A 10,469-nucleotide genomic window follows, 5' to 3' on the forward strand; every position below is an offset into this window, starting at 1 on the left:
GTCCCAGCCGTCTAGGGGTTGTCGTCCGGTCGCGCTGAGTCAGCCTTCGGGGCCGCCCGCCACGTGCTCTCCCGGGCCGGCGCAATGCGCGGCCAGCTCGGGTTCCCCGGCCTCGGTGTGCAGCCTGCCGGGCAGGTCGGAGCGCCGGTTCACGTTGAGCTTGCGGTACACCCGGGTGAGGTGCTGCTCGACGGTGCTGACCGTGATGAAAAGGATGTTGGCGATCTGCCGATTGGTGTGGCCGCGTGCGGCCAGGTCGGCGACCCGCCGTTCCGCGCCGCTCAGCTCCTCCGGCGAGTGCCCGCCGTCGAGGTCGTCCTCCTCCTCTTCCAGGGAAACGTCCGACGCCATTTCCGGAGGCGGAATATGGATCGGCGACAATTGTTCTTCCGGAACGCCGCATTCTTCGGCGAGGCGGCGCGCCCGGGCGGCCGTCTCGGCCGCCTCGGCCCGCTGGCCGAGCAGCTGGTGAGCCTGGCTCAGCGCGGCGAGCGCGCGGGCCAGCTCCCAGCGGTCGCCGCACTTGTCGAGCGTGGCGACCGCGTCCTTCAGCAGGGGGAGCCGGTCGACCGGGTCGCTGGCGGCGGCGAGCACCCCGAGCGAGACGCCCCGCACCTGGGCGTGCTCGGAGGTCAGCCGCGCGAGCTGCTCGTGGACGAGCCCGCGCGCCTGGCGCCGCCGTCCCATCGCGAGCAGCGCGCGGGCCGCGTCGGTCCGCCACGGGACGAGGATGGGCAGGTCGAGCCCCCACTTCACCATCAGCTCGCCGCACATCTCGAAGTCGCCGAGCGCGGCCTGCCCGTTGTCGGTGGCGAGCTTGCACCGTCCCCTGGCCTGCATGTAGTGCAGGCCGAGCGGGGTGCGGAGCAGCACCTCCGGCACCGGCATCGCGAGGTAGCGGGCGGCCTCCAGGTACTTGCCGAGCGCGGTCGTCGCCACCAGCATGATCGTCACCGGCAGGCCGATGAACATGCCCCAGTCCTGCGGGGAGATCAGGTTCAGCGCGGTCCGGGCGGAGGTCTCGGCGGCGGCCATCCGGCCCTGCCGGACCTCGATCGCGCCCCGGATCGCCCACAGCAGCGCCTGCTGCGCGAGCGCGTGCCGGTTCGCCGGGGTCATGATCAGGGCGTCGCACCACAGCGCGGCCTTGTCCAGCTCGCCCGCGAAGATCAGCGCCGCGACGGCCGCGAACGTGGAGGCCATCGGGGTGTTGCTCCACTGCGCGCCCTGGAGCACCTGCTCGGCGGCGACGACGGTGTTGTCGTCGATGTCGCCGTCGAGGGCGTCGGTGAGGACGTCGGCGGCGCGCAGTTGGCCGAGGGCGCGGAACGACACGAGCCCGGCGGGCTGGGGAACGCTCCAATCGGGTCGCAACGCCCCAAGGTGCTCAGGGAACAAGCAACACACCCACAACCGCAGCGTTTCGAGCCCGACCTGGGCCTCGTCGCCGGGCGTGCCCTGCGCCGGACGCCGTTCGAGGACGGTCAGCAGCCCGACCACCTCGTCGAGCCGGCCGTGCCAGACCAGATGGCCGATCAGGGCGGACACGTCCTGCCAGCTCAGCCGTCCCTCCTGGGCGTGCAGGATGAGCTCGGGCAGGTGCCGGGCGGCGGCGGACGGCGAGACCCGCCACTCGGCGCGGACCAGCGCGGCCTTCAGCGCCGCCCGCTGCTCGTCGTTGGTCGCGAGGTCGTGCGCCCGCCGCAGGAACTCCAGCGCCCGGCCGATCGCGCCGTGCTGGAGGGCCTCCTGCGCCGCGTCCTCCAGCACGGGGACGACCCACGGCTCGTCGACCTGGTCGGCGCCGAGCAGGTGCTGCGCCAGCACGGTGACCGAGGCCCCGTGGTCGTGCAGGACGCGGGCCGCGCGCCGGTGCGTCGCGGCCCGGTCGGCGGCGGTGATCGTGTCGGAGATCGCGGCCCGGACGGCGTCGTGCCGGAACCGCCCGCCGGTGAGCAGGCCGACCGCGGTCAGGGTGCCGACGGCCCGGCCGACGGTCTCGGGGTCGAGGTCGAGCACCTCGGCGAGCGCCGCCGGGGCGACCTCCTCGCCCAGCAGGTTCAGCGCGCGGGCGACCTGCATGGTCTCGCTGCCGCACCGGTACAGGCACGCGGTCACGGCCTGGGTGAACGCGTCGCCGAGCGGGACCTCGGACGACACCGAGCCCTCGGCCACCGAGGTGGGGAGGTGGTCGTCCAGCAGGGCGTGCACGAGCAGCGGGTTGCCGCCGCTCAGCGCGTGGAAGGTCGGCGCCAGCCGGAGCGCGGCGGCCCGCCCGTAGGTGGTTTCGAGGAGCCCCGCCACCCCCTGCTCGGAGAGCAGGCCGAGCCGGATGGTGCGGCAGTGCGGCTGCCTGGACAGCTCCGCGCGGAACTGCAGATAGTGCCCCTGCACGCGCCGGTCGCACTGGCTGAGGATGATCAGCAGCCGGGTGGTGCGCATTCGCCGGACCAGGTAGAGCAGGCACTCCAGGGAGAACGGGTCGGCGTAGTGGACGTCGTCGATCCCGATGATCACTTGGCGGTGCTCGGCCAGATCGAGAATGATCTTGCAGAGACCGCGCAGCACGTGCGGCGGCGCCCCGATCGGGGGATGTTCAGTGGTCCCGGCCCGCCCGGCGGAGTGGACGGCCTCGTCGATGAGCCGGGCGACGCGTTCGGCCGTCTCGTCGGACAGTTCCATGCCGTGCAGGAGTTGCGCGATGACGCCCAGGGGCTGGCCCTGTTCGGTGCGCGAGGCGATGGCCTCCAGAAATACGGCCCCCACTTCTCTGACCTGCTCGGCGAACTCTTGCAGCAGTGCCGTCTTTCCGGTCGCGGGCGCCCCGCTGATCAGCGCCAGTGAACCGTCGCCGTCCCCCTGGCCGGCGAATGCGTCGGCGAGCATACGAAGATCGTTATCTCGTTCGACCAGCCTCATGAGGAGCCCCCGGTCAAGTTCCCGCACGTAACCGAACCGAATTCTAATTCCCTGCGCAGCCGCCCCCGCACGGTGCCCGGCATCGCGCTTAATTATCGGTAAGTCTATCAGCGGGCTTCCGGCGCGACCAGCGGTGATGTGTGCGCGGAATGGATCGGACGGTCGTCGAGGACACTCTGAGCAGGTATTCGCAAAGGTTGACCGGGAGTGAAGCGAGATCTGGGAACTTGATCACAGAGTCGAGGTCGATTTGTTTCGGTCATCGAGCGGGGGCGTTGTGGCCGGGCCCCATCCGGAGGGCCGATGTGATGGCAGCCGCTGACGCTACTTACCCCCTGAATCGCCTTAGGGGTGGAGTAAGGGTGCTAGGGGTGTTCCGTTACAAACCGTGATATTCGCATCATTGATGCGGTGTGGTCGACACGGACCACCTTCGGGAGTTGGAGGGTCTGTCAAATGAGTGAAGCCGACAGCAGGTCCGCCGGCGCTCGCGCGGCGGAGCCCGGAACGGTGGAGGCCGCGCTCGTCGGCGGCCCCGCGGACATCCCCGAATCGACGCGCCGGTGCCGGGCGGACGCCGGCGCGCGGACGATCAAACTGGCCCACCGCGGAGGATACGAGCACTTCGAGTTGGTCGACGCGGCCGACGCGGCCGCGGACGGACCCGCGGTCTTCCGGTGGACCACCAGGACCAAGATCGCCGAGTGACGAGGCCGGTCCACAGGCCGAGAAAGGACCAGCACATGCCACGCTCCCGCGAGGACGACCGTTGGATACGCCGGTTTCATCCGGACGGTCCCGGTGACGTCCAGCTCGTTTGCTTCCCGCACGCGGGCGGTTCGGCGAGCTACTACTTCCCGATGTCCAAGGCCATGCCGCCGGAGATCGACGCGCTCGTCCTGCAGTACCCGGGGCGCCAGGACCGCCGCCACGAGCCGCCCGTCGACAGCGTCCCGCGGCTGGCCGACCAGATCTTCGCCGTGCTCGCGGACCGGCTGTCGCCGCGGTTCGCGTTCTTCGGCCACAGCATGGGCGCGGTCGTCGCGTTCGAGGTGGCGCGCCGGTTCGCCGCCGAGCGGGGCACGGCGCCGCTGTGGTTCTTCGCGTCCGGGCGGCGCGCCCCGTCGCGGCGGCGGGCCGGGACCGTCCACACGATGGACGACGCCGAGCTGATCGCCGAGCTCGGCCGGGTCGGCGGCACCGACGCGCGGCTGCTGCGCGACGAGGAGCTGCTCGCGTCCATCCTCCCGGCGGTGCGCAACGACTACCGGGCCATCGAGCGCTACGCGTGGACGCCAGGCCCACCGGTGGACTGCCCCGTCACCGTCCTCGTCGGCGAGTCGGACCCGCAGACCACGGTGGACGAGGCCATCGCGTGGCAGGAGCACTTCACGGGGACGTGCGACCTGCGCGTCTTCCCCGGCGGGCACTTCTACCTTGAGGACGCGTCCGCCGAGGTGATCGACACCGTCGTCGGAACGCTCGGCGCCGCGCGGGCGCTCGGGGGGAGCAGAGCGTGAGATACGAGCTACTCGGACCGATGCGGCTGGTCGACGGGACGGGGACGTCCGCGATCAGCGCGCGCAAGGTCGAGACGGTGCTGGCGGTGCTGCTGATCCGCTCCGACCAGGTCGTCTCGTTCGACCGGCTGATGGCCGAGATCTGGGGCGACGGACTGCCCCGCCGGGCCACCGCCGGGCTGCACGTCTACGTGTCCCAGCTCCGCAAGTTCCTGCGCCGTCCGGGCCGGGCGGACAGCCCGGTCGCCACGCGGGTGTCGGGCTACATCCTGCACAAGGGCGTCGACGAGATCGACTTCCACGTGTTCCTGCAGCTCATGAACCAGGGCCGGGCGCATGCGCGGGAGTGTCGCCACGCGGAGGCCATCGCCTGCTTCGACGACGCGCTGAACCTGTGGCGCGGACCGGTCCTCGGGGGCCTGCGGTCCGGCCCGATCGTCGACGGCTTCGTCACCTGGCTCACCGAGTCGCGGCTGGAGTGCATGGAGCTGCTGATCGACGCGCAGTTGCAGCTCGGCCGGCACCGGGAGCTGGTCGGGCGGCTCTATTCGCTGGTCGCAGAGAATCCTCTGCGGGAGACCTTCCACCGTCAGCTCATGCTCGCCCTGTACCGGTCGGAGCGGCAGGCGGACGCGCTGAAGGTCTATCAGACGGCGCGGTACACCCTCAGCCAGGAGCTGGGGCTCGAACCGTGCCGGGCGCTGCAGGATCTCCAGCGAGCGATCCTCGCCGGTGATCGCGGGCTCGACGCCTGCGCCATCTGAGCGCGGCCCGGGCCGTCCCCGCCTCCCCTGCGCGACAGGGAGGCGGGGATCGTCGGTGCCGGCGGCCCCGGCGTGCGGGTCAGGCGCGGTTCCGGGAGAGTCGGCCGCGGGCGCGTTCGGCCTTCAGGAGCAGGCCGATCAGCCCGCCGGCCGGGGAGCGGACGTTCCGGCAGCGGAACAGGGACGCGACCGTCCAGAGCTGCGTCTCCCGCTGGTGCGCGGGGCAGCCGTGGACGTCGTCGTGCTCGACGAGTTCGAGCCGCCGCACGTTGTCCCGCAGCAGTCGGACGTCCGCGGGCGGGATGATCTCGTCGCGGAGGCTGGCGGTGTAGCAGACGGGGACGTCCAGCTTGGCGAGCCGGGCGGCGGACAGCGCCCACTCGCCGAGCCCGCCCGCGACCTCGCCGGACGGGACGCCGATCATGTGCGCGAGGGCGTCCACGGTGATCCGGGGGAGCCGGCGCTGCCAGCCGGTGTCGGTGAAGAACTCCCCGATCGGCGCGCCGACCGTGATGACGCCGCGCAGCCTCGGGTCCTCGGTCGCGCAGCGCAGCGCCATGTGGCCGCTGAAGCTGAGCGCGATCGCGTACGTGTCGGCGACGTCGGCGCGTCCGGCGACGGCGTCGAGGATCGCCGGGAGCATCCGCCACGAGTCCGGCCCGTAGCGGAGGCCGTTCTCGCCGGTGCCGGGCATCTCGGTGACGATCCCGGCGACGCCGAGCCGCCGCATCCCGGCGAGCAGCGGCGCCCACTGCTCCTTGACGGTGACGATCCCGCCCATGATCACCAGCAGCGGCTTCGGGTCGGCGGCGGACAGGCCGCTCGCCCAGCACCGGACCGTCCCGCCGTCCGCCTCGATGGTGAGGAGCTCGACGCCCTCCCGCTCGGCCGCCCACCGGTCGATGGAGCGGACGCCGCGTTCCAGCGCGTCCTGGCGGTCGGGGCCGTCCACGAACGGGAACCTGGCCATCGTGTAGTGGCGGGCGGCGTCGAGGTGGCGGCCGCGCCGTTCCAGCGCCTCGCCCGCGCGGACCCATTCGCCGACCCAGCTCCCCGGGCCGCCGCCCTCGTCCGCCTCGATCCGGTCGAGCAGCTCGCGGTAGCCCTTGATGCGCTGGCCCTGGGCGTGCGAGCCGACGTACCGCTTCAGTTCCTGGACGTCGTTCATCCCCGCTCCTCCCCGGCCGCCGGGGCCGGGTCGGCGGGCGGGTCGGCGGGCTTGACCGTCTCCAGGGCGTCGCGGAGGTCGGCGAGGACGTCGGCCGCCTCGGCGCCGTCGACGACCCGGTGGTCGAAGGTCAGATTCAGCCGCATGACCGGTGCGACCGCGACCCGCCCGTCCCGGACGACCGGACGGTCCGCGGTGCGGCCGAGCCCGAGCGTGATCGTCGTCCCGCCGACCGAGTGGAAGCCGTCGACGGGGCGGTGCGCGAGGGAGGTGACGGCGAACGTGCCCATGGTCGCGGAGCGGCGGCGCAGCGGCCGCACCCCGGCGCGGAACGCGAGCGTGCCGAGCGGCCAGGGGAGCCGCCGCAGCAGCCGGGCCCCGGCGAACTCCGGCATCGTCTCGGGGTCGCCGTCGCGGAACCGGTCGAGCTGCTCCTGGATGCCGTCGAGGCTCGTATGCTCCAGGCCGTTCAGCACGGCGGAGAGGACGACGCGTTCGCCGCCCAGCGTCCGGTCCATGGTGAACTTGCCGTTCACGGTGTCGTACCGCGCGACCCTCGGCCGGACGCGGCCGCGGATCGCCGCGTTCGCGGCGGGCCGGGCGGCGAGCACCCGCGCGGCGGCGTGCAGCACGTACGACGTGGTCGAGTAGTGGCGGCCCGCGGCGTGCGCGGCGGCCCGGTGCGCCCGGACGCCGGTCATGTCGACCTCGGTGTCGAGGTGGACCGGGGCGAACGACCGGATCTCGTCGAGGAAGCGCAGCGTGGGGCGGCGCTCGCGGGCGATCGGCGCGACGCTCACGGCGCCGTCGTCCGGGCGCCGGTCCGGGTGTCCGCGCGGTTGTCGGTGCGGTTGTCGGTGCGGGTGTCCGTGCGGGTGTCCGTGCGGGCCAGCCCGAAGATCTCGGTGAGCGTGCTCGCCTCCAGGAACCAGCTCAGCGGCAGGCTGCGGCCGGTGCGCCGCTCCAGCAGGGTGAGCAGGGAGAGGACGTGCACGGAGTCCCAGCCGGGGACCTGGTCGAGCGGCGCTGCCAGGTCCTCCTCGGTCACGGACAGGCCGAGCTCCTCGCGCAGCAGCGCGCGGAACTCCTCGATGGTGTTCACGAACCTTCGCCTCCAAGGCCGTTGATCAGATGGATGTGCTCCGGGGGGTCTGGGATGTCGGCGAGGTCGTGGTCGTAGCGCGCGGCCGTCCCGTCGTGGTGCTCGCCGTGCTCGCCGTGCTCGCCAGGCGAGCCGGGGCCCGCGGGGACGAAGCCGTTGCGCTGGTAGAAGTCCGCGACCTTGCCGTTCTTCGGGCTCGTCCGGTAGTGCCCGGACGCCCGGGCGGCGCCGGCGTCGCGCGCGTGCGCGAGGACGGCCGCGAGGCACGCCTGCTCGATGCCGCGGGAGAACACCCGGCAGCTCAGCAGGAAGTTGTCGATGTGGAGCGTGGCGCCGTCGCGGCGCAGGAACAGCGCGCCGACGACGCCGTGCTCGCCGAACCGGTCGCCCGCCTCGACGGCGAGGACGGACGTGTCCGGGCCGTCCAGCAGGGCCCGCACGTCGGACGGCTGGAGCCTGACCGTGGTCAGGTTGAACTGGTTGGTCCGCAGCGTGATCTGGGAGAGGCGCGGGATCTGCGCCTCGTCCGCCTCCGCGATCCGCACCTTGAGGTCCAGGCCGCGCAGGTAGTCGCCGAGGGAGTCGAAGGTGTCGAGGAAGTCCTTGCGGTCGAGTTCCGCGCGGTAGCGGCCGACGCGGGCATGGTCCTCGTCGGTCAGCGCGCGGGCGTCGAACCAGCCGTCCCGGAGCAGGGCCTCGACGTGCAGGGCGGGCTCCTCGTCCACCGCGACGACGGCGACGCCGGGCAGCGCGTGCCGGACGAGGCCGCGCTCGTAGGGGCTGTCGTCCACGAACACGAACGAGTCGACGCCGATGCCGAGCGCGGCGGCCAGCTCGGTGAGGTTCTCGTGCTTCGGACGCCAGTTCGCCACGATGCGGACGAGGTCGTCCTCCCGCAGCGTCATCCCGGGCAGGTCGCGGAACGCGGCGGCGACCGGCTCGGGGTCGTTCTTGCTGACGGCGGCGAGCAGGACGCCCTGCGCGCCGAGCTGCTTGACGACCCGCTGGAACGCGGCGAACGCCTCGCCCCGGTAGCCGTCCGCGACCTCGATGCCCTCGGGTCCGGTCTCGCCGACGATGCCGCCCCAGACGGTCCCGTCCAGGTCGAGGACGAGCGCCTTCTTCGTCCGTCCGGTGACGTGCCGGGCGAGGTGCCCGACCTGGCGCGCGTACCGGGCGAGCAGGCCGGGGGACAGGTGCGCCTTCGCGTACTGGCTCAGCCTCGGGTCGGTCGCGGCCTCGCCCACGGCGACGAGCGGGTCCAGGTCGAGGACGGTCACCGCCGGGAACCGCTCCGCGAGCCGCAGCAGCCGGACGTTGAACTCGCGCCACAGCACGCCGAGCCGGGCCCGCGAGCCGTGGTCGACGAGCTGGGCGGCGAACCGGTGCGGCAGCGGGACGGTGTTGAGCACCAGCGTCCCGCGTCCCGACTCCTGGAACCGCTCCGCGAGCCGCTCGACCAGGTCGGCCTTCTCGCGGGCGACGCGCTCGACGTCGTCCGGCCGCCACGGCAGCGGCAGCTCGTCGAACACGACCATGGGGTCGAGCACGCACAGCGTCAGGTCGGGTTCGGCCGCGTACAGCTCGCTTTCCGGGTCGCCGAGGTCGAACACCCACCCGTCGAAGTCGGAGACGACCGGGCGGGCGAGCAGGCCGTGCCTGGCCAGCTCGGCGGTGAGCGGCGGGACGAGCTGCGCCAGCGTCCCGTGCCCGGTGACGGCGACGGTCACGGCCGGGACGCCGGGATGGGCGGCGGCGACCTCGGCCGGGTCGAGCCGGGCGAGCAGCCGCCCGGCGGTGACCAGCTCGGCGCCGGACAGCTCGGCGAGCAGCCCCGGCACGGCCGGGTAGCGGTCCACGAGCTTGCCGCTGCGATGCAGGTCGAGCAGGGTCTCTCGGCTGTCGGGAGTGTCCATGGTCAGACCTTCTCCAGTGCGAAGCCCGCTTTGATCCACTTGCTGGACTCGATGGCGACGGCGGCGGCGCGGTCGCCCGCGACCATCCGCGGCAGCGCCCGTTCGAGTTGGAAGAACGGCAGCGCGTTCCCGGTGTTGCCGGTCTCTGCGACGCAGGAGACCTCGTGCGCGCCCGGCACGTCGAGCCGCTCGACGATGCGGGCCGTCATCCGCCCGGAGAGCTGCGGCGGCAGCAGGTAGTCGAGGTCGGACTCCTTCCAGTCCAGGTCGTCGAGCAGTTCGTCGAGCGCCTCCGCCGCGAGAACCGGGACGGACTCCTCGATCGCCTTGTAGTCCTCGCCGATCGGACGGTCCCCGCCGGTGCGCCCGCGCTCCCCGTACCAGGCGACGGTCTGCCCCGGCGCGCGGCCCAGCCCGGCGAGCTTCAGCAGCACCCCGCGCAGCACGGCGCGGCCGGGGACGGGCTCGGTGCTAAGGACCATCGCGCCCGCGCCGTCCCCGAACAGCACGCCGTTGATCTGCTCGGCGGGGGTGAGCGTCGCGGGGTCGACGGTGACGTCCAGGTGCTTGGCGCAGGAGTCCGCGCCGAGGACGAGGGCGGTCCGGCCGCGTCCGGCGCGCAGGAGCTGGCAGGCCACGTCGATCGCCTGGACGGCTCCGGTGCAGCCGGACTGGAGCTGGTAGGCGGGCAGCCCGTCGATGCCGAGCCGGTCCGCGACCATGTTGACGGTGGCGGGCATGAGCATGTCCGGGGACGACGTCGCGAGGACCATCAGGTCGACCTCGCCGGGGTCGACGCCCGCGTCGTCCAGCGCCTTTCGGCCCGCCGCCGCGCCGAGGTCGGTGAGCGTGTGCCGGACCTCGCCGGTGCCGAGGTCGACGGCGAAGTGCCGGGTCCTGGTGCCGACGAAGTCGTCGATCCAGGTCTCCCAGGCACTCGGCATGGAGAACCTGCGGGTCAGCGTCGCGTTGTCGACGGCGGGGCCCGGAAGTGTCGTCGCGACCGAGCGAAGCCTGATGTCGGGGACGGTCATCGGGCACCTTTCCTGCACGTTTTCGGCTTGAGATCAATCGTGGGAC

9 protein-coding genes are annotated in these 10,469 nt (G+C 72.7%); 3 read left to right on the forward strand and 6 right to left on the reverse strand.

All coding sequences use genetic code 11. From position 1 onward, the window contains the following. Positions 1 to 39 precede the first annotated feature (39 nt). On the reverse strand, positions 40 to 2,919 hold the full coding sequence (locus FXF65_RS05685) for a helix-turn-helix transcriptional regulator (RefSeq protein ID WP_281288879.1): 2,880 nt from the start codon (positions 2,917 to 2,919) through the stop codon (positions 40 to 42). Between the two features lie 456 nt (positions 2,920 to 3,375). Here FXF65_RS05685 and FXF65_RS05690 point away from each other — a divergent pair, with 456 nt between their 5' ends. The 3 genes from FXF65_RS05690 to FXF65_RS05700 are packed head-to-tail and all read left to right on the forward strand — an operon-like array spanning position 3,376 to position 5,203. Then, the gene (locus tag FXF65_RS05690; protein WP_148348641.1) at positions 3,376 to 3,627 is read left to right on the forward strand and encodes a DUF5988 family protein; all 252 of its coding nucleotides are present in this window, start codon (positions 3,376 to 3,378) and stop codon (positions 3,625 to 3,627) included. A 35-nt stretch (positions 3,628 to 3,662) separates the two neighbouring features. Next, positions 3,663 to 4,439: a thioesterase II family protein gene (locus FXF65_RS05695; protein WP_148348642.1), complete on the forward strand. Its 777-nt coding sequence runs from the start codon at positions 3,663 to 3,665 to the stop codon at positions 4,437 to 4,439. Beyond that, entirely contained in the window at positions 4,436 to 5,203 is a 768-nt protein-coding gene (locus FXF65_RS05700) for an AfsR/SARP family transcriptional regulator (protein WP_148348643.1), read from the forward strand. The genes FXF65_RS05695 and FXF65_RS05700 overlap by 4 nt, the downstream gene beginning before the upstream one ends. 79 nt (positions 5,204 to 5,282) lie before the next feature. Here FXF65_RS05700 and FXF65_RS05705 read toward each other — a convergent pair whose 3' ends face one another. From FXF65_RS05705 to FXF65_RS05725, 5 genes are read right to left on the reverse strand one after another with little or no spacing between them, the layout of a single operon-like run. Continuing rightward, positions 5,283 to 6,371 carry an alpha/beta hydrolase gene (locus FXF65_RS05705; RefSeq protein ID WP_148348644.1) on the reverse strand — a complete coding sequence of 363 codons (1,089 nt, stop codon included), beginning with the start codon at positions 6,369 to 6,371 and terminating at the stop codon, positions 5,283 to 5,285. Beyond that, positions 6,368 to 7,171: a 2-oxo acid dehydrogenase subunit E2 gene (locus FXF65_RS05710; RefSeq protein ID WP_148348645.1), complete on the reverse strand. Its 804-nt coding sequence runs from the start codon at positions 7,169 to 7,171 to the stop codon at positions 6,368 to 6,370. Before FXF65_RS05710 ends, FXF65_RS05705 begins: the two co-directional genes overlap by 4 nt. Beyond that, positions 7,168 to 7,473 (reverse strand): acyl carrier protein, encoded by a 306-nt coding sequence (locus FXF65_RS05715; RefSeq protein WP_148348646.1) that lies wholly within the window; start codon positions 7,471 to 7,473, stop codon positions 7,168 to 7,170. Before FXF65_RS05715 ends, FXF65_RS05710 begins: the two co-directional genes overlap by 4 nt. Beyond that, positions 7,470 to 9,389: an HAD-IIIC family phosphatase gene (locus FXF65_RS05720; protein ID WP_148348647.1), complete on the reverse strand. Its 1,920-nt coding sequence runs from the start codon at positions 9,387 to 9,389 to the stop codon at positions 7,470 to 7,472. Before FXF65_RS05720 ends, FXF65_RS05715 begins: the two co-directional genes overlap by 4 nt. A gap of 2 nt (positions 9,390 to 9,391) precedes the next feature. After that, positions 9,392 to 10,423 (reverse strand): 3-oxoacyl-ACP synthase III family protein, encoded by a 1,032-nt coding sequence (locus tag FXF65_RS05725; protein ID WP_148348648.1) that lies wholly within the window; start codon positions 10,421 to 10,423, stop codon positions 9,392 to 9,394. Positions 10,424 to 10,469: the final 46 nt, after the last annotated feature.

Source organism: Actinomadura syzygii (assembly GCF_008085905.1).
GTDB classification, from domain to species: domain Bacteria; phylum Actinomycetota; class Actinomycetes; order Streptosporangiales; family Streptosporangiaceae; genus Spirillospora; species Spirillospora syzygii.